Source organism: Kitasatospora sp. NPDC088861, from assembly GCF_044750105.1.
GTDB lineage: Bacteria > Actinomycetota > Actinomycetes > Streptomycetales > Streptomycetaceae > Kitasatospora.
Genome location: NZ_JBIVJF010000012.1, coordinates 185,639 through 206,096, shown reverse-complemented (window position 1 = coordinate 206,096; position 20,458 = coordinate 185,639). Strand labels below are relative to the sequence as shown.

Sequence of the window (20,458 nt, the reverse complement as noted above, 5' to 3'; positions counted from 1 at the left end):
TGGGTGCGACGCGGGTGACTCGGATCGACGACCTCCCCATCCGCGACGAGCTGCGCGGCCAGTCCCCGTACGGCGCGCCGCAGCTGGACGTGCCCGTCCAGCTGAACACCAACGAGAACCCGTACCCGCTCCCCGAGGAGCTGGTCGCCCGGATCGCCGAGCGCGTCGCCGAGGCCGCCCGCAACCTCAACCGCTACCCCGACCGGGACGCCGTCGAACTGCGCGAAGGCCTCGCCGCGTACCTCGGCCGGACCACCGGCTTCGCCGTCACCCGGCAGCAGGTCTGGGCCGCCAACGGCTCCAACGAGGTGCTCCAGCAGCTGCTGCAGACCTTCGGCGGCCCCGGCCGCAGCGCGCTCGGCTTCGAGCCCTCCTACTCGATGCACGCGCTGATCTCCCGGGGCACCGGCACCGAGTGGATCTCCGGCCCGCGCAACGACGACTTCACCATCGACCTGGACGCCGCCCTCGGCGCGATCGCCGAGCACCGGCCGAACGTGGTCTTCATCTGCTCGCCGAACAACCCGACCGGCACCGCCGTCGCCGCCGACACCGTGCTGCGGCTGTACGAGGCCGCGCAGGCCGCCGGGCCCAGCCTGGTCGTCGTCGACGAGGCCTACGTCGAGTTCTCGCACAGGGCCTCGCTGCTGCCGCTCATCGAGGGCCGCCCCAACCTGGTGGTCTCCCGCACCATGTCCAAGGCCTTCGGCGCGGCCGGGCTGCGCCTGGGCTACCTGGCCGCCGACCCGGCCGTGGTGGACGCGGTGCAGCTGGTCCGCCTGCCGTACCACCTGTCGTCCGTCACCCAGGCCACCGCGCTGGCCTGCCTGGAGCACACCGACACCCTGCTCGGGTACGTCGGCCGGCTCAAGGAGGAGCGCGACCGGCTGGTCGACGCGCTGCGCGGGCTCGGCCTGGAGGTCACCGACTCGGACGCCAACTTCGTCCAGTTCGGCCGCTTCGCCGACACCCACGCCGTCTGGCAGGCCATCCTCGACCAGGGCGTCCTGGTCCGTGACAACGGCGTCCCCGGGTGGCTGCGCGTCACCGCCGGCACGCCCGCAGAGAACGACGCCTTCCTGGACGCCGTTCGAACAGTGATCAAGGAGCTGTAACCCGTATGTCCCGCATCGGACGCGTCGAACGCACCACCAAGGAGACCGCGGTCCTGGTCGAGATCGACCTCGACGGCACCGGGAAGACCGACATCTCCACGGGCGTCGGGTTCTACGACCACATGCTCGACCAGCTCGGCCGCCACGGTCTCTTCGACCTCACCGTCAAGACCGACGGCGACCTGCACATCGACACCCACCACACCATCGAGGACACCGCCCTCGCGCTCGGCGCCGCCTTCAAGCAGGCGCTCGGCGACAAGGTCGGCATCTACCGCTTCGGCAACTGCACGGTGCCGCTGGACGAATCGCTCGCCCAGGTCACCGTGGACCTCTCCGGCCGGCCGTACCTGGTGCACACCGAGCCCGAGCACATGGCGCCGATGATCGGCTCGTACGACACCACGATGACCCGGCACATCCTGGAGTCCTTCGTGGCCCAGGCGCAGGTCGCCCTGCACGTCCACGTGCCGTACGGGCGCAACGCCCACCACATCGTGGAATGCCAGTTCAAGGCGCTGGCCCGAGCCCTGCGCTACGCCGCCGAGCGCGACCCGCGCGCGGCCGGAATCCTCCCCTCGACCAAGGGTGCACTGTGAGCAAGGCGGCCCTCGCCCTCATCTTCGTCGGCCTCTTCCTGGCCGGCGGCGTGATCTCGTTCTGGAAGCAGAAGCTGCCCAAGGGCGTCATCCTGGTGCTCGCGTTCGGCTCGGTCATGTGCCTGGCCTCCGGCATCATGCGTCTGTAGACCCGCAGTAGAGAGACTGGACACCTGAACATGGGCAAGAACGTCGTCGTCCTCGACTACGGGTCGGGCAACCTCCGCTCCGCGCAGCGCGCGCTCGAACGGACCGGGGCGGACGTCACCGTCACCTCCGACTACGACACCGCGATGAACGCGGACGGCCTGCTCGTCCCCGGCGTCGGCGCCTTCGAGGCCTGCATGCGCGGCCTGAAGTCCGTCCGGGGCGACTGGATCATCGGCCGCCGGCTCGCCGGGGGCCGCCCCGTCATGGGCATCTGCGTCGGCATGCAGATCCTCTTCGAGAAGGGGGTCGAGCACGGCGTGGAGACGGCCGGCTGCGACGAGTGGCCCGGCGTCGTCGAGCCGCTGGACGCCCCCGTCATCCCGCACATGGGCTGGAACACCGTGGACGTGCCCGAGGGCAGCCGGATGTTCGCCGGCCTCGACCCGCAGAGCCGCTTCTACTTCGTGCACTCCTACGGCGTGCGGCACTGGGAGCTGGAGACCCACAGCGCACGGATCCACGCCCCGCTCGTCACCTGGGCCACCCACGGGCAGCCCTTCGTCGCCGCCATCGAGAACGGCCCGCTCTGGGCCACCCAGTTCCACCCCGAGAAGTCCGGCGACGCCGGCGCCGCCCTCCTGACCAACTGGGTCAACACCCTCTGAGCTTGGAAGAGTTGTGACTATGAGCCGCCTCGAACTGCTTCCCGCCGTCGACGTCCGGGACGGCCAGGCCGTCCGCCTGGTCAAGGGCGCGTCCGGCACCGAGACCTCCTTCGGTGAACCCCTCGCCGCCGCCCTCGCCTGGCAGAACGCCGGCGCCGAGTGGCTGCACCTGGTCGACCTCGACGCCGCCTTCGGCACCGGCACCAACTACGAGCTGCTGCGCGAGGTCACCGGCCGCCTCGACATCAAGGTCGAGCTGTCCGGCGGCATCCGCGACGACGAGTCGCTCGCCAACGCGCTCGCCACCGGCTGCACCCGGGTCAACCTCGGCACCGCCGCCCTGGAAGCCCCCGAGTGGGTCGCCAAGGCCATCGCCGAGCACGGAGACAAGATCGCCGTCGGCCTGGACGTCGTCGGCACCACCCTGCGCGGCCGCGGCTGGACCCGCGACGGCGGCCAGCTCTTCGAGGTGCTGGAGCGGCTCAACCAGGAGGGCTGCGCCCGCTACGTCGTCACCGACGTCAACCGGGACGGCACCCTGACCGGCCCCAACCTGCAGCTGCTGCGCGACGTCTGCGCCGCCACCGACCGCCCCGTCGTCGCCTCCGGCGGCGTCTCCTCGCTCGACGACCTGCGCGCCATCGCCGGCCTGGTCGGTGCGGGTGTCGAGGGCGCCATCGTGGGCAAGGCACTCTACGAGCAGAAGTTCACCCTCGAAGAGGCCCTGGAGGCGGTTTCAGGATGACGGAACGTCGGATCGTGCGTGGCAGGGTCGGCGGATTCTCCCCCTGGGAGGACCAGTTCGGCTACTCGCGGGCGGTCGCCGCGGGAGACCACGTGCACGTGGCCGGCTCCACCGCCTGGGTGAACGGCCGGATCGAGCACGAGGGCGACCCCTACCGGCAGACCCTCGCCGCGTTCGGCGTCGGCCTCAGCGCCCTCGCCGCGTACGGTCTGACGGCGGACGACGTGGTCCGCACCCGGATGTACATCACCCACGCCCGCGACGCCGACGAGGTGGGCCGCGCCCACCACCAACTCTTCGACGCCGCCCGCCCGGCGGCCACCATGGTGGTGGTCGACGGGCTGATCGACTCCCGGATGATGGTCGAGGTCGAGCTCGACGCCTATCGTGCCGGGCTGGCAAAGACCCTGGAAGGCAACCAGCCGTGACCCTCGCCGTACGTGTCATCCCCTGCCTGGACGTCGACGCCGGGCGGGTGGTCAAGGGCGTCAACTTCCAGAACCTGCGCGACGCCGGCGACCCGGTCGAGATGGCCAAGCTCTACGATGCCGAGGGCGCCGACGAGTTGACCTTCCTCGACATCACCGCCTCCTCCGGCGACCGGGAAACCACCTACGACGTGGTCCGCCGCACCGCCGAACAGGTCTTCATTCCGCTCACCGTCGGCGGCGGAATCCGCGCCGTCGAGGATGTCGACAAGCTGCTGCGGGCCGGCGCCGACAAGGTCGGCGTCAACACCGCCGCCATCGCCCGGCCGGAACTGGTCCGCGAGATCGCCCAGCGGTTCGGGCGGCAGGTCCTGGTGCTGTCCGTGGACGCCCGGCGCTGCCCTCCCGGCACCGAGACCGCGTCCGGCTACGAGGTCACCACCCACGGCGGGCGCAAGGGCACCGGCCTCGACGCCGTCGAATGGGCCGGGCGCGCGGCCGAACTCGGCGCCGGCGAGATCCTGCTCAACTCGATGGACGCCGACGGCACCAAGGACGGGTACGACCTGGAGATGATCCGGGCCGTCCGCAAGGCCGTCTCCGTGCCCGTCATCGCCTCCGGCGGCGCCGGCAAGCTCGCCGACTTCGCGCCGGCCGTCGAGGCGGGTGCGGACGCGGTGCTCGCCGCGAGCGTCTTCCACTTCGGGGACCTGCGGATCGGGCAGGTCAAGGACGCGCTGCGGGAGGCCGGGCACCCGGTGCGGTGACCGTCCGTACTACCGCGAGAGGGCCCGCTGCGCACCGGCGCAGCGGGCCCTCTCGCGTGCTCAGGACTGTTCGCGGGGCTCGCCCTTGATCAGCGCGAACGGCGTGCCGTGCGGGTCCACGATCCAGGCGATCCGGCCGACGTTCGGCACGTCCTCGGGCCCCATCACCACCGTGCCGCCGGCAGCCTTCGCCTTCGCGATCAGCGCGTCCACGTCGCCGGCGGCGAAGTACGGCGTCCAGGCGGAGGGCTCCTGCGGGGACATGGTCGGGGCGATGCCGCCGAAGGCCGTGGCCTGCTGGTCGCCCTCGGAGGTCGAGATCACCCGGTAGTCCATGCCCGGAGCCGGCTCGAACTTCTCCACCCGCCAGCCGAACAGCGCCTGGTAGAAGCCGAACCCGGCGCTCTGGTCCGAAGTGTGCAGCTCGGACCAGACCAGCGCGCCGTCCTCCGACACCACGTCCAGACCGGTGGTCGTGCCCGGTTGCCAGACCGCGAACCTGGCCCCCTGCGGGTCGGCGAACTGGGCGAACCACCCCTCGCCCATGACGTCCATCGGCGGGACCAGGACCGAACCGCCCGCCTGCTCGGCGGCCTGCGCGGTGGCGTTCACGTCGGCCGTACGGAAGTACGTCGTCCAGGTCGGCTGGTCACCCTCGTCGAGCGGGCCGACGGCGCCTACCGTCCTGCCGCCCAACTGGAAGAAGCCGTAGCCGCCCGCCTCCGGGCCGCCGGACCGGAACGTCCAGCCGAAGACCTTGCCGTAGAACTCGGCCGTGGCGGGGATGTCCGGGCTGCCGAGGTCGATCCAGCAGGGCGCGCCGGCCGGAAAGTCGGTGGTGAGCATGAGGTGGTGCCCCTTCGACGGAAGACGTGACCGGGCCGGTTCCGTCGGGCGCGCGCACGCACCCTCCCCGGCCCTCTGCGAGTCTGCACCCGCCCACTGACATCCGCAGCCGGGGAGCGCGGCCGGGAGACCTCAGCCACGCCCCCGGAAACGGGCCCATCGCTGAGCTGCCCGGTTCAGCCGATCGGTCCACGGGTCCGGATCGTCTCCGGCGATCTCGGCCCACATCCGGGCCTGAGCCTGCGCGAAGACGTCCACCACCGCCGGATCGCCGGGCCGCCACGCCGGGACCCTGGCGGCCCACGCTTCCGCCGCAGCCGGGCTGTGGCCGCCCGCAGCGATCAACCAGATCACCCACAGGGCCGGGTCGATCCAGGGCGCTCCCCGGGTGGCCCACGCCCAGTCGACCAGCAGCGCATGGTCTTCGCGGATCAGGACGTTCTCGTTGTTCAGGTCCGTGTGCAGCAGATAGCCGCCGGCGAGGCGGGACAGCACCTCGGGATCGTCCACGTAGGCGGCCCATCGCTGCTCGGCCCGGCGTAGCTCGATCGGCGGACACGGGACGCGGCCGAGTCGGCTGAGGACGTCGACCATCAGCTCCAAGTCCCCGGTTTCCCGGTAGTCGGCGTGGCGGGCTTCGACGTGCTCGAACGCGACAAGGCTCCAGCCGTCGACGTCGAGGTGCCAGAGGACGGTGGGGGCGAGGCCTTCCACGTAGGGGTTGACCTCCCTCTCACGTCGCTGTGTCCACACGCGTGGGTGACTCAGCCGCATCCCCTTGACGAAGACAGCGCCCCTGGCGGTGCTGAGCTTGGCGGCGATCTCCGAGTTGAAACCGGCCGAGACGGTCTGCGCGGCAAGGACCGGCGTCCCGAGGCAGGCGGCGACGGCCCGGTGCACGGAGTCGGGCAGGTCTGCCCAGTGAATGCGGGTGGTGGTCACGGCCCACAGGTTCCCAGCTCCAGCCCGCAGGCCGACGGCACCGCAGCGAGGGCAACGATGGTGAGCGCGCCGTCTGAGCGTTCGGTGTGGCCTGTGAGGATGCGGTCCACGGCGGCGTGGATGCGCTGGCGTTCGCGACTGAGCTGTGGGTTCAGACGCCAGAGGTGCAGACGAACCCAAGGTCGATCAGCCCCTCACTCTGGCAGAGCTGGTCAGACGCGCCGCCGACGGTGGTCTGCAGCAACTGGTAGTCGGCATCGTGCTCCTGGCCCCAGTGCATGGTGGCCCGCCACAGTCGGCGCCCGAGCCCGAGGCCTCGATACTCCGGTAGGACTCCGAAGTACTGGGGTAGGAGCCGGACGCGCCCGATCGGGTCGGGCATCGTTTCCATCGGGCCGATGGCACCGGCCACCTGCCCGTTCCGCACCGCGACCAGGACGGGGCCGACGGCATCGAGCCTGGAGTTCAGGAAGGCGAACCCCTCGCCGGCCAGCTTCGTGGAAAAGGCCTTGAAGGTCTCCGCAACCTCTGGGGGCGTCTCGGAAAGAGCGTCGATCCCGTCCACGGCGGGAGTAGCACTTCGAGCGCATCACCGAGGGCGACGACGACCCGGCGTGGGTTCAGTACTTCGATCACACCAAGCTCACCGTGGATACCGGAATCGCCCTTGGCCAAATGGGGGAAGCCATCGCTGCCGAACCCCTCATCGCCGAAGCGCTGCGGGCCGAGTCAACGACGAACCTTAGAGGACGCGCGTTCCACACCTTCTGGCTCGCGCGGACCCAACTCCAACGACGGGAGGTCGAGTTGGCTTGCGCCACTGCTACAAAAGCTCTCGACCTCGCGGCGGTTGTTGAGTCTCCCCGGGTGGTTGCCCATCTCCAGGAGTTCCGTCGACTCCTAGGGCCCTACCGCGGCAGCGCCTCGGTCGTGGATCTGGTCGACCGGATCACCGGCATGGCCAGGTGATCAGAGACCGGCCTCGTCCAGCAGCAGGTAGAGCACGCCCACGAGCGTGCCGCTGCTGACGATCTCGCGGCGGTCGACCATGCCGCGCAGCGCGGACAGGGGAATCCATTCGATCCGGTCGGACTCGTTGCGCTCGGTGGGCGGCCCCGTGTACTCGACCGCATCGGCCCGGAAGACGAAGTGCTCGGAGTCCGTGATGCCGTTCGCCGGCTGGGCGTAGATCAGCGGTTTGACCTCGCCGACCTCCCAGCCGGTCTCCTCCAGCGCCTCCCGGGCTGCTGCCTCCGCCGGGGTCTCGTCGGGCTCGATCAGCCCCATCGGGAGCTCCCAGGCCCAGGTGTCGGTGATGAAGCGGTGCCGCCACATCATGAGGACCTGCTTCTCGCTGTTCACGACGGCGGCCACCGCGAGGTGCCGCAGCTTGACCACATGGTGTTCCCAGCGGCGTCCGTCGGGCTGCTCGACGTCGGCGAGCCACAGGTTCACCCAGGGGTTCTCGTAGACCGGACGTTCCCGTGGATCTTCCACTGCATCGCTGAGGCCCCTTTCGACGGAACGACAGCATCTCAGAAGCCGGGTGGATGGTGTGGGTCCTGGCTCGTCGAGCGCTCGGTCTCGATCAGCCCCGCGCCTGCACGGCGCTGATCGAGAATGCACGTGCTCGAAGGGTGCCCTCTGCTGGGGTCGGCTGATGTTTTCGTTGCGGTGCCCCCTTGGCCTTCCAAGGGGGCACCGCTGTTGACCGAATCCGGTGCCGCTCCACCTGGTGAAGGAGGGGCGGCACACCATTTCTCTCTTTTTTACTTCGCGGGTAGTGGCAGGACGTGGCGGAGGGCTTCGATGGCGTCCGGGGGGCCGTCGACGGTGAGGGTGGTGTGGGCGCCGCGGCCGTAGGTGAAGAGGATCAGTTCGCCCGGGTCGCCGGTGAGTTGGACGGTGGGGGAGCCGGTGGGGCCGACGGTGAGGGACTGGCCGTCGGGGCGGCTCAGCACCAGCCGGACGGGGGAGCGGCGGCCGGCTTCCAGGCGGGCCAGCAGGGGCAGTCGGCGCCACAGGGCTTCGGCGCGGCCGGCGGGGACCGGGGCGGGGGTCCAGTCGTCGGCGGCCCGCAGGACGTCCTCGGCGTGCACGTAGTACTCGACGGTGTTCGCGGCCTCGTCGGCGCCGGGCAGGGCGAACGGGGAGAGCACCGGCGGGCCGGAGCGGAAGAGCTTCAGCAGCTCCTCGTACGGGCGCTCGGCGTACGCGGACTGCACCCGGCGGGCCCGGTCGGCGAGGGCGCCGATCAGCAGTCCGGCCGCCGCGTCCGGGCGGTGCTCGCGGACCACCAGGTGGGCGGCGAGGTCGCGGGTGGTCCACCCGGCGCAGAGGGTGGGGGCGTCCGGCCCGGCGGCGGCCAGGAGTGCGGCGAGGCGGTGGCGTTCGGCGAGGGCGTGGTTCGACATGGCGCCACGATAGAGGCTGTCAGCGCAGGTTGCCGGTGAGCTTGGGGCCGCCCTGCTTGTTGCCGGCGGTCAGGGTGCAGGTGTAGTCCCGCCAGCCCTGCTGGTAGTTGGCCTGGGCAGGGCCGAACTGGCGGCCGTAGTACGTCTTCCCGTCGTTCTGGCGGGCCTTGGCGGCGGCCTCGGCCTCCTTGCAGCCCTCGCGCATGGCGAGCGCGATCGGGATCTCGCCGGTCAGGCCGTCGGCCAGTTTCAGGTCGGCGATCACCTGGCCGTCGTGCTCGCCGGTGCAGGGGCGCTCCTCGGCCTTGGTGATCACCGGGCTGAGCTGCGGGTGGTCGAAGCAGGCGCCGACCGGGAAGAAGGCGTACGGCGGGGTCCTGGTCGGGGTGGGTGTCGGCGTGGGCGTCGGGGTCGGGGTGGCCGTGGGGGTGGGCGGGGGCGGTGCGGCGGCGGGCTTGCGCTCCTCCGGCCAGAGCAGGACGGTGGCCACCACCGCGAGCAGCACGGCCAGGACGGCCACGACGGCGAGGACCAGGCCCCGGGACGGGCGGGAGTCGGCGGCTGCGGGCGGCTGCTGCTCGGAGGTCATGGCCATGAGGATGGCCCACGCGGGGCCCGCCCGGCAGGCGGTTGGCCGAAATCACCCCTTTACGGCGATGTTCGGGGTGGGGCCGGAGAGGCTCCCCGGCGGCGCGGATCCGGTCCAGCGGTTGTGCCTGCACCGGGTAGGGCCCACCGCACAAGGCACAGGGCACAGGGCACAGGGCGCATCCGGGGCGGCGGGCCGGACTGCAACAATGGCCCCATGTCCACCACACCCGCCACCCCCGGCACCACCGCCCTGGCCCCCGAGATCGCCGCGCGCCTCAAGCGCACCGAGGACGGCCTGCTCCCGGCGATCGCGCAGCAGTACGACACCGGCGAGGTGCTGATGCTGGGCTGGATGGACGACGAGGCGCTGCACCGCACGCTCACCACCGGCCGCTGCACCTACTGGAGCCGCAGCCGCCGCGAGTACTGGGTGAAGGGCGACACCTCCGGCCACGCCCAGGCGGTCAAGTCGGTGGCGCTGGACTGCGACGGCGACACCCTGCTGGTGAAGGTCGACCAGACCGGTGCCGCCTGCCACACCGGCGACCGCACCTGCTTCGACGCCGACGTGCTCCCGCTCGCCTGACCCCTCCGCCCACTCCTCCTGCCGGAACTCCAGAAGGTGCCGCTCGCCATGGATCTCGAAGCCTTCCGCAAGCTCGCCGTCGACACCCGGGTCATCCCGGTCACCCGCAGGCTCCTCGCGGACGGTCTCACCCCGATCGGCCTGTACCGCAGCCTCGCCGAGGAGCGGCCCGGCACCTTCCTGCTGGAGTCCGCCGAGCAGGGCCGCAGCTGGTCGCGCTACTCCTTCGTCGGCGTCCGCAGCGCCGCCGTCCTCACCGTCGGGGAGGACGGCGAGGCCCGCTGGCTGGGCACCCCGCCGGTCGGCATCCCGACCGGCGGCGACCCCTTGCAGGTGCTGCGCGCCGCGCTGGAGGCGCTGCACACCCCGCGCCGCGACGACGACGGCCTGCCGCCGCTCACCGGCGGCCTGGTCGGCTACCTGGGCTACGACGTCGTCCGCCGGCTGGAGAAGCTGCCCGACCTCAACCCGGACGACCTGCGGCTGCCCGAGCTGACCATGCTGCTCGCCACCGACCTCGCCGTGCTCGACCACGTCGACGGCACGGTGCTGCTGATCGCCAACGCCGTCAACCACAACGACCTCGCCAGCGGCGTGGACGAGGCCTACGCGGACGCGGTGGCCCGGCTGGACGCCATGGAGGCCGACCTGCTCAAGCCGGTCGACCCGGGCCTGGCCACCTTCACCCCGGCCGGGCCGGGCGAGGCCCGCTCCCCGTTCGGCGGCGCGCCGTACCGGGCGGCGGTGGAGGTGGTCAAGGAGCGGATCCGGGCCGGCGAGGCCTTCCAGGTCGTCCCTTCGCAGCGCTTCGAGGCGCCCTGCCCGGCCTCGGCGCTGGACGTGTACCGCGTGCTGCGCACCACCAACCCCAGCCCGTATATGTACCTGTTCCGCTTCCCGGGGCCGGACGGCACCGCCGAGGGCGGCTTCGACGTGGTCGGCTCCAGCCCGGAGGCGCTGGTCAAGGTGACCGGCGGCGAGGCGATGGTGCACCCGATCGCCGGGACGAGGCACCGCGGCGCCACCCCGCACGAGGACGCGGCGCTGGCCGCCGAGCTGCTCGCCGACCCCAAGGAGCGGGCCGAGCACCTGATGCTGGTCGACCTGGGCCGCAACGACCTGGGCCGGGTCTGCGAGCCGGGCAGCGTGGAGGTGGTCGACTTCATGCACATCGAGCGCTACAGCCACGTGATGCACATCGTCTCCACCGTCACCGGCCGGGTGGCGCCCGGGCGGACCGCCTTCGACGTGCTGACCGCCTGCTTCCCGGCCGGTACCCTCTCCGGCGCGCCCAAGCCCCGCGCGATGCGGATCATCGAGGAGCTGGAGCCCACCCGCCGCGGCCTGTACGGCGGCTGCGTCGGCTACCTGGACTTCGCCGGGGACTCCGACACCGCGATCGCGATCCGCACCGCCGTGCTGCGCGACGGCACCGCCTTCGTGCAGGCCGGCGCGGGCGTGGTCGCGGACTCCGACCCGCACGGGGAGGACACCGAGTGCCGCAACAAGGCGGCCGCCGTGCTGCGGGCCGTCGCCACCGCCAATACGCTGCGGACGCCGGAACTGTCGTGAGTCACCAGTCGTAAGTCGTCAGTGTCGTCAGTCGTCGAGGGAGGCGGCCGGGATGTCCGAGGTGTCGCCCGACGAACTGCGGCGGGTGGTGGTGCTCGATGCGGCCGCCCAGATCGAGGACCAGTTGGGCGGGCACGGCCGGGTGCTGTCCGGCGCCGTGATCGACGCCCCGGCCGGGGCCCCCGACCTGATCCCCGACCTGACGGTGACCGCCCCGGGGGCGGAGCCCGACGGCCGGGGCCGGTACCCCCAGGGCGCCGTCGAGGCCGTCCTGGAGGTGGCCCGGTCGCACCTGGCCGCGGCGGCGCTGGCGTACGCGCGCAGCGGGATCCCGCTGTACGTGGTGGTCGACCCGGCGGCGGCGGCCTGCACCGTGCACACCGCGCCGTCCGTCGACGACGGGTACCGGGAGGCGGAGCGGGTGCCGTTCGGCAACGATCTCTTCCTGCCGCTCGCCGGGCGGACGCTGGTGCTGCGGACGGACGAGTTCCCGGCCGGGCCGCCCACCCCGGGTGCGGGGCCGGACGCCGGGCGGGGGATAGTGGACGGGTGAGCGCACCTGACCAGACCCCCGTACCCGCCCCGCCGGCCCCCGCGTCGGGCCGCCGGACGCTCGGCGTGATGCTCCTGCTGACCGTGCTGAGCGCCGTGCTGGTGCTGACCGCCGTCGGCCGGGTCTGGTCCGAGGGCCGGGCCGGCACCCTGGCGGTGTCCGTCTCCGGCGGCGCGATCTCCGAACTCCCGGGCGGGCTCGCCCTGGTGGGGCTCGCGGCGGCCGTCGCGGTGTTCGCGGTGCGCGGCGCGGGCCGGCTCGCGGTCGGCGCGCTGACCCTGCTGGCAGGCCTCGGCGCGGCCGCCGCCTCGGCCGCGGGCGCCGGGGACACCGCCGCGCTGGACGCCGAGGCGGCCCGCAAGCTGGCGCTGTCCGGCTCGGCGGCCACCGAGGTCGGCCACACCGGCTGGCCCTGGGTGGCGCTGGCCGGCGGGCTGCTGCTGGCCGTCGCCGGGCTGCTCACCCTCCGCTACGGCCGGAGCTGGCCGGCCATGGGCAGCCGCTACGAGGCGCCCACCCGCAAGGCCCCGGCGAAGAGCGACACCCCGGCCGACCTGTGGAAGGCGCTGGACCGGGGCGAGGACCCGACCACGGTCTGAGCGCGGGGTCTGGGCGCCGGCCTTGAGCGCCGGGCCCGGGCGGGCCCAGGCTTCGGGCCCCAGCGGGCCTCAGCGGGCCTCAGCAGCCCTCAAGGGGCCCCGGCGCCGGTGTGACGCGATAGACCCGCCACCCGCTTTGGGCCGCCGGTGTGTGGCCCGGCACAATGGAACCCGTCAACCCGCCGGCGGCCCCGCAGGCCCGGCCGGGCCCCGAGAGGCTAGGAGCACCACTCAGATGGCAGCAGCAGCACACGGTCACACCACCGCCGCCTGGACCGGCGTGACCATCACGTTCATCGGTTTCGGGATCGCGGGGGTCGCGATGATCCTCCCGTCGGTGATGCTGGTCTGGGCCGGCATCGCGGTCATCCTGGCCGGCGGTGTGGTCGGCAAGGCCATGTCGATGGCGGGCATGGGCCAGCAGCCGAGCGCCAACGTGTACGCCTCGCACGAGGAGCAGCGCGCGGCCCGGGCCGCCGTCGCCGCCTGACGACGGACTCCTCGCAGTAGATACGACTCGTAGCAGTACCGAACGGCGGGCGCGCCACGCCCGCCGTTTCGTTCTGTCCGGGCCCGGCCCGGGCAGAATCGGGGCGTGACCTCCGCCTCCACCACCTCCGCCCTGCCGCCCGTCCTGCGCCGGCTGGGGCCGCCGCTGGCCGCGCTGGCGGCGGTGGCCGTTCCCGCCGTCTACGTCGCCGCGGTGGACCCGAACACCCCCGGGCACTACCCCGACTGCCCCTTCCTGGCCGCCACCGGCTGGTGGTGCCCCGGCTGCGGGGGGCTGCGCTGCGTCCACGCGCTGGCCCACGGGGACTTCACCGGCGCCCTGCACGACAACGCCGCGGCCGTCCTGCTGTTCGGCGTCCTGGCGCTGCTGTGGCTGCGCTGGGCCTGGGCCGCGCTGACCGGCGCCGGTCAGCGGCCCAGGCCCCCGCTCGGGGCCCGGCGCTGGGTGCTGGTCCTCCTGCTGCTGCTGGTGTTCACGGTGGTGCGCAACCTGCCCGTCGGGGCGGGGCTGGCGCCCCTGCTGGTTTGATCGCCCACGCCGACGGGTAGCGACCCGCGCAGGCTCGCGCACCGGTCCACACCGGGGTCCGTACATCGGTCCACTTGGTCCGCACCGCGCGTTCGGGCGCCGCCGGAGAACCGGTGAAACCGCAGTTGGGAGCTGCCCAGGGGGGCGTCCGGCACGCGAGACGCACACCGGGCGGATGCGCCCCGCGCCCCCGGGTGCCGATACCATCGAAGTGCCGCCGGGCCACCGCCCGGACGGCTCGTCGCCGGCGAACGAACAGAAATGTTGGGGGCACTTCGCGTGAGCGAGCGAACCATTGACAGGTGCGTGTTGCGCGCAGCGCCTGCTGAGCGAAGCGAGGTGTGCGCATGAGTGTGCTCGACACGATCATCGAGGGGGTCCGCGAGGACCTCGCCGAACGACAGGCCCGGGTCTCCCTGGACCAGCTGAAGGAACTCGCCGCCAAGGCCCCCGAGGCCAAGGACGGCGTCGCCGCGCTCAAGGGCGACGGGGTCCGGGTGATCTGCGAGGTGAAGCGCTCCAGCCCGTCCAAGGGCGCGCTGGCCGCGATCGCCGACCCGGCCGCCCTGGCGGGCGACTACGCGGCCGGCGGCGCCGCCGCGATCAGCGTGCTCACCGAGCAGCGCCGTTTCGGCGGCTCGCTGGCCGACCTGGACGCCGTCCGCGCGGCGGTGGACACCCCGCTGCTGCGCAAGGACTTCATCGTCACCGCCTACCAGTTGTGGGAGGCCCGCGCGCACGGCGCCGACCTCGCGCTGCTGATCGTCGCCGCCCTCGACCAGTCGGCCCTGGTGTCGCTGATCGAGCGGGCCGAGTCGATCGGCCTCACCCCGCTGGTCGAGGTGCACGACGAGGAGGAGATCAAGCGCGCGGTGGACGCCGGGGCGCGGATCATCGGCGTCAACGCCCGCAACCTCAAGACCCTCGAGGTGGACCGCAACACCTTCGGCAACGTCGTCCACGCCATCCCGGACAACGTCGTCAAGATCGCCGAGTCCGGCGTGCGCGGCCCGCTGGACGTGATCTCCTACGCCAACCTGGGCGCCGACGCCGTCCTGGTCGGCGAGTCCCTGGTGACCGGCAAGGACCCGCGCGCCGCGGTCGCCGACCTGGTCGCGGCCGGCGCCCACCCCGCCGTCCGGCACAAGGACTGACCCGCCGACATGAAGATCGCCACCCGCCTCGCCCCCGGTTGCCGCCCGCGCGGCTGCCGCGCGCCCGCACGCCGGGTGCTGGGGCGGCGGGTGCGCTACGTGATCGGCTGCGAGCCCGGGCAGGTGCCGGGCCGCCGATGGCGACGGACATCCGGCTGAGCCCAGCCACGAGACGTCCCTGTCGTCATCTCCCAAAGGACTCCACCATGTCCGAAAAGTCCGCGAAGGACTACCTGCCCGGCGCCCAGGTGCCGGACGCCCGAGGCTACTTCGGTGCCTACGGCGGCCGCTTCATCCCCGAGGCGCTGGTCGCCGCCGTCGAGCAGGTCGCCGAGGAGTACGAGAAGGCCAAGGCCGACCCGGCCTTCGCCGCCGAACTCGACGGCCTGCTCAAGGACTACACCGGCCGCCCGAGCCCGCTGACCGACGTGCACCGCTTCTCCGCCGAGGCGGGCGGCGCGCGCGTCCTGCTCAAGCGCGAGGACCTCAACCACACCGGCTCGCACAAGATCAACAACGTGCTGGGCCAGGCCCTGCTCACCCGGCGGATGGGCAAGACCCGGATCATCGCCGAGACCGGCGCCGGCCAGCACGGCGTGGCCACCGCCACCGCCTGCGCCCTGTTCGGCTTCGACTGCACCATCTACATGGGCGAGGTCGACACCCAGCGCCAGGCGCTGAACGTCGCCCGGATGCGGATGCTCGGCGCCGAGGTGGTGTCCGTCACCTCCGGCAGCCGCACCCTCAAGGACGCCATCAACGAGGCGTTCCGCGACTGGGTCGCCAACGTGGACTCCACCCACTACCTGTTCGGCACCGTGGCCGGCCCGCACCCCTTCCCGATGATGGTCCGCGACTTCCACCGGGTCATCGGCGTCGAGGCCCGCCAGCAGGTGCTCGACCGCACCGGGCGGCTGCCCGACGCCGTCGTCGCCTGCGTCGGCGGCGGCTCCAACGCGATGGGCATCTTCCACGAGTTCATCCCCGACGCCGGCGTGCGCCTGATCGGCTGCGAGGCCGCCGGCGAGGGCGCCGACACTCCCAAGCACGCCGCCACCCTCACCAAGGGCGACCCCGGCGTGCTGCACGGCTCGCGCACCTACGTCCTCCAGGACGAGGACGGCCAGACCATCGAGTCGCACTCCATCTCCGCCGGCCTCGACTACCCGGGCGTCGGCCCGGAGCACGCCTGGCTGAAGGACACCGGACGGGCCGAGTACCGCCCCGTCACCGACGACGCCGCCATGCAGGCGCTGCGGCTGCTGTCCCGCACCGAGGGCATCATCCCGGCCATCGAGAGCGCCCACGCGCTGGCCGGCGCCCTGGAGCTGGGCCGCGAGCTCGGGCCCGAGGCCACCATCCTGGTCTCGCTCTCCGGGCGCGGCGACAAGGACATGCACACCGCGGCCGAGTACTTCGGCCTGTACGACGAGCCGGCCGGCGGTTCGGCCCACGACGCGGCCCACGGGGGTAAGTGACCATGGCATCGAAGCTCAGTGGCATCCTGGCGGCAGCCAAGGCCGAGGACCGCGCCGCGCTGATCGGCTACCTGCCGGGCGGCTTCCCGACCGTCGACGGCGGCATCCGGGCGATCAACGCGCTGATCGAGGGCGGCTGCGACATCGTCGAGGTCGGCCTGCCGCACTCCGACCCGGTCCTGGACGGCGCCGTCATCCAGACCGCCGACGACATCGCGCTGCGCGGCGGCGTGCGGATCAAGGACGTGCTGCGCACCGTCCAGGAGGTCGCCACCGCGCACCCCGAGGCGGCGGTGCTGGTGATGACGTACTGGAACCCGGTCGACCGCTACGGCACCGCGCGCTTCGCCGCCGACCTCGCGGCCGCGGGCGGCGCCGGCTGCATCCTGCCGGACCTGCCGGTGGAGGAGTCCGAGGAGTGGCGCAAGGCGGCGGACGAGCACGGGCTGGACACCGTGTTCGTGGTCGCCCCCAGCAGCAAGGACCCGCGCCTGGCCGAGGTCACCGCGGCCGGCAGCGGCTTCGTCTACGCGGCCGCCGTGATGGGCGTGACCGGGACCCGCGCCCAGGTCGGTTCGCTTGCCGAGGACCTGGTCGCCCGCACCCGGGCCACCACCGGCCTGCCGGTCTGCGTCGGCCTCGGCGTCTCCACCCCCGAGCAGGCCGCCGAGGTGGCGGGCTTCGCCGACGGCGTGATCGTGGGCTCCGCGTTCGTGAAGCGGATCCTGGAGGCCGGCGACGACGAGGCGGCCGCGCTGGACGCGGTGCGCGCCCTGGCCGGCGAGCTGGCGGCGGGCGTCCGTCGGCGCTGACCCTCGTACCACCTGACGGCCCGTCGCTCCCTCCGGGGGCGGCGGGCCGTCGCGCTTGTGTGCGCCCGGCTCGCCGGGCGGCGGCGCTCGCGCGGCCCCGAACGGGTGAACAGCTACGGGCACACGCATCAGGCGGGGTTGACCGGCGTTGAGTGGAGGGACGAGTGCACGAACGAGGTGCACGGGGGTTGCCGAGCGAGCGAAGGAGTGAGCCGGTGCCGGGTCTCCATCGGGCCGTTCTGCTGCGGGCGGCCGCCGCCGCGCTGGCGCTCGGCGCCGCCGTCGGAGCGCACACCGAGGTGGGGCAGGCGCTGGCCAAGCGCGGTGCCGAGCGGGCCGTGCGGGACGCGTACGCCTGCGCCGAGGCGGCCCGCTGGGACGCCGCCGAGCGGGCAGCCCACCCGCACCACGAGGGCCGCGCCGACCTGTTCGACCCCGGCCGCCCGCCCGGCTGCCGCTCCTGAGGGCCGCGCCGACCTGATCGACCAGGGGCGCCCGCCCGGCCTCCCGCCCGGCCTCCCACCCGGTCACCCGCCCGGGCACCCGCCCCTGAACGGACGTTCGCCGGATTCGGACACACCATCACCAGACGTCACCCATCCGGCTTAATTCCTGAATATGGAGGAACCGCCCTTCATCCCTTACGGTTCATCAGGAAGTGAACGAGTTTCCCGAGGGGGGTTCCCTGATGGCCGGCCCGGCAGCGCAGCCCGGTGACACGGCGCCCGCGCCGCCCGCCCGGCGGCCGGTGCAGGCCTGGAGTCCGTGGCTGGGCACCGTCGTCCGGCTCGGCCTCGCGGTGGTCTGGGGCTGGGCCGGCCTGGCCAAGATCGCCGACCCGGCGGAGGCCGCCCAGGCCGTCCGCGCCTACGAGATCCTGCCCGAGGGCCTGGTCAAGCCGGTCGGCTACGCCCTGCCCTTCCTGGAGCTGGCGCTCGCCCTGCTGCTGGTGATCGGCCTCGGCGTCCGGATCGTCGCCGGCGTCTCCGCGCTGCTGCTGCTCACCTTCATCGCCGGGATCGCCACCGCCTGGGCGCGCGGCATCTCGATCGACTGCGGCTGCTTCGGCGGCGGCGGGCACGTCGACGCCTCGCAGACCGAGTACCTCCAGGAGATCCTGCGCGACACCGGGTTCCTCCTGCTGGCCGGGTGGCTGCTGTGGCGGCCCCGCACCAGGTTCTCGGCGGACGGCTGGCTGGCGAGCTGACCGGCTGGCCCCGCCGCACCCCCACCCCACCCCACGAAGGCCCTCCCCGATTGTGGATGTCAAGGCAATGAGCGAGAAGAACCGAGAAGGCAAGCGCACCGCCCGCGAGCGGATGCTGGAGCAGCGGGCGGCCGACGAGGCCACGTCCAGGCGCAGGAAGAAGCTGTTGGTGGGCGGCGCGGTGCTCGTGGTGATCGCCGCCGCCGTGGTCACCGGCGTCGTGGTGCAGAACCAGCGCTCCAAGCCGGAGACCCCGGTCGCCGCCCCCGCCGGGACGATCGGCGACAAGAACCTGGTCATCCCGGCCGGCTCGGCCAACGCCCCGGCCGTCCTCACCGTCTACGAGGACCCGCGCTGCCCGGCCTGCGGGATCTTCGAGCGCGAGTTCTCCTCGACCGTCGACCAGCTGGAAGACGCCGGCAAGATCTACACCAACTACCACATCGTGTCGTTCATCGACCGGGCCGTCCCGGGCAAGGGCTCCAAGGCCGGCGCCAACGCGCTGGCCTGCGCCCAGGACGCCGGGCACTTCCGGGACTTCCACGACGTGCTGTACCGCAACCAGCCGGACGAGACCAGCGACGCCTTCGGCGACAAGGCCGTCCTGATCAACCTCGCCAAGCAGGTCAACGGTCTCGACACGCCCGCCTTCCAGGCCTGCGTCAACGACAACAAGTACGGCGGATGGGTGTCGTCCGTGCAGCAGGACTTCGACAAGTCCAGCTACAAGTCCACCCCGACCGTGCTGCTCAACGGCCAGCCGATCTACCCCAAGAACGGCGCCGAGGAGATCACCCCGGCGAACCTGGTGAAGTGGGTCGACGCCGCCAACCAGGGCAAGCAGCTGGGCACCGCGGGCTCCAACGGGCAGACCCCGGCGCCCACCAGCACCGCCTCGGAGGCCAACAACCCGTCGCCGACCGCGGGCTGAGCCCCGCACACCGCCGGGTGACCGCCGCCGTCTCCTCCCCGTCCGGAGGGGGCGGCGGCGCCGTTCCCGGTGCCCGTTGTTCGGTATCTGTGACCCCGGGGGTGCCCAGCAGGGGCCGCAGACCCTGTAGCGTCGGAACCGCCATGGATATCGCCTACATTCCCAGCCCGTCGCGGGGCGTCCTGTACCTCGGACCGGTCCCGCTGCGCGCCTACGCCTTCTGCATCATCCTCGGTGTCGTCGTGGCCGTCTGGCTCGGCAGCAAGCGCTGGGTCGCCCGGGGCGGTGCCAAGCACACGGTCGGCGACATCGCCGTCTGGGCCGTGCCCTTCGGCCTGGTCGGCGGCCGGCTGTACCACGTGATCACCGACCACCAGCTGTACTTCGGGGCCGGCAAGAACCCCTGGAACGCCTTCAAGATCTGGGAGGGCGGCCTCGGCATCTGGGGCGCCGTCGCGCTCGGCGCGGTCGGGGCCTGGATCGGCTGCCGCCGCCGGGGCGTGCCGCTGCCCGCGTACGCGGACGCCATCGCGCCGGGCATCGCGCTCGCGCAGGCGATGGGCCGCTGGGGCAACTACTTCAACCAGGAGCTGTACGGCCGGCCGACCACGCTGCCGTGGGGCCTGGAGATCGACAAGACGCTGCCGGGCGGCGAGGTCGTCAAGGGCGTCTACCACCCGACCTTCCTGTACGAGTCGATCTGGTGCGTCGGGGTCGCGCTGCTGGTCATCTGGGCCGACCGCCGCTTCAAGCTGGGGCACGGCCGGGCCTTCGCGCTGTACGTGGCCGCGTACACGGTGGGCCGGTTCTGGACCGAGTGGCTGCGGATCGACGAGGCGCACGTCTACTTCGGCCTGCGGCTGAACGACTGGACGTCGATCGTGGTGTTCATCGGAGCCGTGGTCTACCTGGTGGTCGTCGGCAAGAAGCGGCCCGGCCGGGAGGACCCGGCGAGCATCGACCCGCTGGCCGACGAGGAGGGCGAGGCGCAGGGCCCGTCCGACAAGGCGGCGGCGTCCGAGAAGGCCGCGGTGTCCGGCAAGGCCGCGGTGTCCGAGAAGTCGGGCAGGGCCGAGAAGGCCGGCAAGGCGGCTTCGGCGGAGAAAGCCGCCGGGAAGCCCGCGCCGTCCGAGAAGGTCGCCGGGGCCGGTGAGACCGCCGAACTGTCTCAGTCCGCGGACGAAAAGGCGGACGCGGAGGCAGCCTCCGAAGCCGTCGAGAGCGCCGACAACAGTGCCAAGAACCTGACCTGACCTGGGAGTTAC

The 20,458-nt window shown here is 72.6% G+C and carries 27 protein-coding genes and 1 pseudogene; 22 read left to right on the top strand and 6 right to left on the bottom strand.

From position 1 onward, the window contains the following. Window positions 1-14 precede the first annotated feature (14 nt). Genes ACIP37_RS21815 through hisF form a run of 7 tightly spaced genes read left to right on the top strand, consistent with a single transcriptional unit; the run spans window position 15 to window position 4,469 of the window. Window positions 15-1,115, top strand: a complete 1,101-nt coding sequence (locus tag ACIP37_RS21815; protein WP_363582829.1) for a histidinol-phosphate transaminase — start codon at window positions 15-17, stop codon at window positions 1,113-1,115. Between the two features lie 5 nt (window positions 1,116-1,120). Next, entirely contained in the window at window positions 1,121-1,714 is a 594-nt protein-coding gene (gene hisB / locus ACIP37_RS21810; protein ID WP_063347182.1) for an imidazoleglycerol-phosphate dehydratase HisB, read from the top strand. Then, window positions 1,711-1,863 (top strand): hypothetical protein, encoded by a 153-nt coding sequence (locus ACIP37_RS21805; RefSeq protein WP_350885740.1) that lies wholly within the window; start codon window positions 1,711-1,713, stop codon window positions 1,861-1,863. The genes hisB and ACIP37_RS21805 overlap by 4 nt, the downstream gene beginning before the upstream one ends. Window positions 1,864-1,893: 30 nt before the next feature. Next, window positions 1,894-2,529, top strand: a complete 636-nt coding sequence (hisH, locus tag ACIP37_RS21800) for an imidazole glycerol phosphate synthase subunit HisH (protein ID WP_063347181.1) — start codon at window positions 1,894-1,896, stop codon at window positions 2,527-2,529. Window positions 2,530-2,548: 19 nt separating this feature from the next. Beyond that, on the top strand, window positions 2,549-3,274 hold the full coding sequence (priA, locus tag ACIP37_RS21795; protein WP_350885736.1) for a bifunctional 1-(5-phosphoribosyl)-5-((5-phosphoribosylamino)methylideneamino)imidazole-4-carboxamide isomerase/phosphoribosylanthranilate isomerase PriA: 726 nt from the start codon (window positions 2,549-2,551) through the stop codon (window positions 3,272-3,274). Next, a complete protein-coding gene (locus tag ACIP37_RS21790) occupies window positions 3,271-3,702 on the top strand; it encodes a RidA family protein (protein ID WP_363582826.1) in 432 nt (143 codons plus the stop codon). The genes priA and ACIP37_RS21790 overlap by 4 nt, the downstream gene beginning before the upstream one ends. After that, window positions 3,699-4,469, top strand: coding sequence for an imidazole glycerol phosphate synthase subunit HisF (gene hisF / locus ACIP37_RS21785; RefSeq protein ID WP_363582824.1), 771 nt, complete (start codon window positions 3,699-3,701; stop codon window positions 4,467-4,469). The genes ACIP37_RS21790 and hisF overlap by 4 nt, the downstream gene beginning before the upstream one ends. A 60-nt stretch (window positions 4,470-4,529) precedes the next feature. Here the strand turns inward: hisF and ACIP37_RS21780 are convergent, their stop codons facing one another. The 3 genes from ACIP37_RS21780 to ACIP37_RS21770 all read right to left on the bottom strand — a co-directional run bounded on the left by ACIP37_RS21780 (window position 4,530) and on the right by ACIP37_RS21770 (window position 6,822). Beyond that, window positions 4,530-5,315 (bottom strand): VOC family protein, encoded by a 786-nt coding sequence (locus ACIP37_RS21780; protein ID WP_400811977.1) that lies wholly within the window; start codon window positions 5,313-5,315, stop codon window positions 4,530-4,532. A 132-nt stretch (window positions 5,316-5,447) separates the two neighbouring features. Then, window positions 5,448-6,257: an aminoglycoside phosphotransferase gene (locus ACIP37_RS21775; RefSeq protein ID WP_400811979.1), complete on the bottom strand. Its 810-nt coding sequence runs from the start codon at window positions 6,255-6,257 to the stop codon at window positions 5,448-5,450. Window positions 6,258-6,408: 151 nt separating this feature from the next. Further along, window positions 6,409-6,822, bottom strand: coding sequence for a GNAT family N-acetyltransferase (locus tag ACIP37_RS21770; RefSeq protein ID WP_400811981.1), 414 nt, complete (start codon window positions 6,820-6,822; stop codon window positions 6,409-6,411). A gap of 83 nt (window positions 6,823-6,905) precedes the next feature. Between ACIP37_RS21770 and ACIP37_RS21765 the strand changes: the two genes are divergently transcribed. Then, window positions 6,906-7,226 carry a hypothetical protein gene (locus tag ACIP37_RS21765; RefSeq protein ID WP_400811983.1) on the top strand — a complete coding sequence of 107 codons (321 nt, stop codon included), beginning with the start codon at window positions 6,906-6,908 and terminating at the stop codon, window positions 7,224-7,226. Here ACIP37_RS21765 and ACIP37_RS21760 read toward each other — a convergent pair. The 3 genes and pseudogenes from ACIP37_RS21760 to ACIP37_RS21750 all read right to left on the bottom strand — a co-directional run bounded on the left by ACIP37_RS21760 (window position 7,227) and on the right by ACIP37_RS21750 (window position 9,260). Then, window positions 7,227-7,759, bottom strand: a pseudogene (locus tag ACIP37_RS21760) (NUDIX domain-containing protein). Window positions 7,760-8,026: 267 nt separating this feature from the next. Further along, entirely contained in the window at window positions 8,027-8,671 is a 645-nt protein-coding gene (locus ACIP37_RS21755) for a TIGR03085 family metal-binding protein (RefSeq protein WP_400811985.1), read from the bottom strand. Window positions 8,672-8,690: 19 nt separating this feature from the next. Continuing rightward, complete coding sequence (locus tag ACIP37_RS21750; protein ID WP_400811987.1) at window positions 8,691-9,260, bottom strand: hypothetical protein; 570 nt, start codon at window positions 9,258-9,260, stop codon at window positions 8,691-8,693. 216 nt (window positions 9,261-9,476) lie between these two features. On the opposite strand from ACIP37_RS21750, the gene hisI reads away from it, so the two are divergent. The 14 genes from hisI to lgt all read left to right on the top strand — a co-directional run bounded on the left by hisI (window position 9,477) and on the right by lgt (window position 20,446). Continuing rightward, a complete protein-coding gene (gene hisI / locus ACIP37_RS21745) occupies window positions 9,477-9,848 on the top strand; it encodes a phosphoribosyl-AMP cyclohydrolase (RefSeq protein ID WP_063347172.1) in 372 nt (123 codons plus the stop codon). Window positions 9,849-9,896: 48 nt separating this feature from the next. Then, window positions 9,897-11,420, top strand: coding sequence for an anthranilate synthase component I (locus tag ACIP37_RS21740; RefSeq protein WP_363582808.1), 1,524 nt, complete (start codon window positions 9,897-9,899; stop codon window positions 11,418-11,420). A gap of 52 nt (window positions 11,421-11,472) precedes the next feature. Beyond that, window positions 11,473-11,973, top strand: coding sequence for a Uma2 family endonuclease (locus ACIP37_RS21735; protein ID WP_363582806.1), 501 nt, complete (start codon window positions 11,473-11,475; stop codon window positions 11,971-11,973). Next, complete coding sequence (locus ACIP37_RS21730; RefSeq protein WP_363582804.1) at window positions 11,970-12,572, top strand: TIGR02234 family membrane protein; 603 nt, start codon at window positions 11,970-11,972, stop codon at window positions 12,570-12,572. Before ACIP37_RS21735 ends, ACIP37_RS21730 begins: the two co-directional genes overlap by 4 nt. 235 nt (window positions 12,573-12,807) lie before the next feature. Then, window positions 12,808-13,062, top strand: coding sequence for an HGxxPAAW family protein (locus ACIP37_RS21725; RefSeq protein WP_063347169.1), 255 nt, complete (start codon window positions 12,808-12,810; stop codon window positions 13,060-13,062). Between the two features lie 105 nt (window positions 13,063-13,167). Beyond that, on the top strand, window positions 13,168-13,611 hold the full coding sequence (locus tag ACIP37_RS21720) for a DUF2752 domain-containing protein (RefSeq protein ID WP_363582802.1): 444 nt from the start codon (window positions 13,168-13,170) through the stop codon (window positions 13,609-13,611). A gap of 347 nt (window positions 13,612-13,958) precedes the next feature. Continuing rightward, window positions 13,959-14,765: an indole-3-glycerol phosphate synthase TrpC gene (trpC, locus tag ACIP37_RS21715; RefSeq protein ID WP_400811990.1), complete on the top strand. Its 807-nt coding sequence runs from the start codon at window positions 13,959-13,961 to the stop codon at window positions 14,763-14,765. Window positions 14,766-14,774: 9 nt separating this feature from the next. Next, window positions 14,775-14,924, top strand: a complete 150-nt coding sequence (gene trpM / locus ACIP37_RS21710) for a tryptophan biosynthesis modulator TrpM (RefSeq protein WP_167745855.1) — start codon at window positions 14,775-14,777, stop codon at window positions 14,922-14,924. Between the two features lie 47 nt (window positions 14,925-14,971). After that, complete coding sequence (gene trpB, locus ACIP37_RS21705) at window positions 14,972-16,243, top strand: tryptophan synthase subunit beta (protein WP_363582798.1); 1,272 nt, start codon at window positions 14,972-14,974, stop codon at window positions 16,241-16,243. A gap of 2 nt (window positions 16,244-16,245) precedes the next feature. Next, entirely contained in the window at window positions 16,246-17,055 is an 810-nt protein-coding gene (gene trpA, locus ACIP37_RS21700; protein ID WP_400811993.1) for a tryptophan synthase subunit alpha, read from the top strand. A 215-nt stretch (window positions 17,056-17,270) separates the two neighbouring features. Further along, window positions 17,271-17,519 carry a hypothetical protein gene (locus ACIP37_RS21695; RefSeq protein WP_350885697.1) on the top strand — a complete coding sequence of 83 codons (249 nt, stop codon included), beginning with the start codon at window positions 17,271-17,273 and terminating at the stop codon, window positions 17,517-17,519. A 224-nt stretch (window positions 17,520-17,743) separates the two neighbouring features. Next, the gene (locus tag ACIP37_RS21690; RefSeq protein ID WP_363582794.1) at window positions 17,744-18,262 is read left to right on the top strand and encodes a MauE/DoxX family redox-associated membrane protein; all 519 of its coding nucleotides are present in this window, start codon (window positions 17,744-17,746) and stop codon (window positions 18,260-18,262) included. Between the two features lie 67 nt (window positions 18,263-18,329). After that, entirely contained in the window at window positions 18,330-19,193 is an 864-nt protein-coding gene (locus ACIP37_RS21685; RefSeq protein WP_363582792.1) for a thioredoxin domain-containing protein, read from the top strand. 143 nt (window positions 19,194-19,336) lie between these two features. Then, window positions 19,337-20,446, top strand: coding sequence for a prolipoprotein diacylglyceryl transferase (gene lgt / locus ACIP37_RS21680; protein WP_400811996.1), 1,110 nt, complete (start codon window positions 19,337-19,339; stop codon window positions 20,444-20,446). Window positions 20,447-20,458 lie beyond the last annotated feature (12 nt).

Excerpts from the sequence above, each read along its gene's own strand:
- hisB (WP_063347182.1), top strand. The coding sequence starts at position 1,121 with ATGTCCCGCATCGGACGCGTCGAACGCACCACCAAGGAGACCGCGGTC.
- hisH (WP_063347181.1), top strand. The coding sequence starts at position 1,894 with ATGGGCAAGAACGTCGTCGTCCTCGACTACGGGTCGGGCAACCTCCGC.
- priA (WP_350885736.1), top strand. The coding sequence starts at position 2,549 with ATGAGCCGCCTCGAACTGCTTCCCGCCGTCGACGTCCGGGACGGCCAG.
- ACIP37_RS21790 (WP_363582826.1), top strand. The coding sequence starts at position 3,271 with ATGACGGAACGTCGGATCGTGCGTGGCAGGGTCGGCGGATTCTCCCCC.
- ACIP37_RS21780 (WP_400811977.1), bottom strand. The coding sequence starts at position 5,315 with ATGCTCACCACCGACTTTCCGGCCGGCGCGCCCTGCTGGATCGACCTC.
- ACIP37_RS21755 (WP_400811985.1), bottom strand. The coding sequence starts at position 8,671 with ATGTCGAACCACGCCCTCGCCGAACGCCACCGCCTCGCCGCACTCCTG.
- ACIP37_RS21750 (WP_400811987.1), bottom strand. The coding sequence starts at position 9,260 with ATGACCTCCGAGCAGCAGCCGCCCGCAGCCGCCGACTCCCGCCCGTCC.
- hisI (WP_063347172.1), top strand. The coding sequence starts at position 9,477 with ATGTCCACCACACCCGCCACCCCCGGCACCACCGCCCTGGCCCCCGAG.
- ACIP37_RS21740 (WP_363582808.1), top strand. The coding sequence starts at position 9,897 with ATGGATCTCGAAGCCTTCCGCAAGCTCGCCGTCGACACCCGGGTCATC.
- ACIP37_RS21735 (WP_363582806.1), top strand. The coding sequence starts at position 11,473 with ATGTCCGAGGTGTCGCCCGACGAACTGCGGCGGGTGGTGGTGCTCGAT.
- ACIP37_RS21725 (WP_063347169.1), top strand. The coding sequence starts at position 12,808 with ATGGCAGCAGCAGCACACGGTCACACCACCGCCGCCTGGACCGGCGTG.
- trpC (WP_400811990.1), top strand. The coding sequence starts at position 13,959 with ATGAGTGTGCTCGACACGATCATCGAGGGGGTCCGCGAGGACCTCGCC.
- trpM (WP_167745855.1), top strand. The coding sequence starts at position 14,775 with ATGAAGATCGCCACCCGCCTCGCCCCCGGTTGCCGCCCGCGCGGCTGC.
- trpB (WP_363582798.1), top strand. The coding sequence starts at position 14,972 with ATGTCCGAAAAGTCCGCGAAGGACTACCTGCCCGGCGCCCAGGTGCCG.
- trpA (WP_400811993.1), top strand. The coding sequence starts at position 16,246 with ATGGCATCGAAGCTCAGTGGCATCCTGGCGGCAGCCAAGGCCGAGGAC.
- ACIP37_RS21690 (WP_363582794.1), top strand. The coding sequence starts at position 17,744 with ATGGCCGGCCCGGCAGCGCAGCCCGGTGACACGGCGCCCGCGCCGCCC.
- ACIP37_RS21685 (WP_363582792.1), top strand. The coding sequence starts at position 18,330 with ATGAGCGAGAAGAACCGAGAAGGCAAGCGCACCGCCCGCGAGCGGATG.
- lgt (WP_400811996.1), top strand. The coding sequence starts at position 19,337 with ATGGATATCGCCTACATTCCCAGCCCGTCGCGGGGCGTCCTGTACCTC.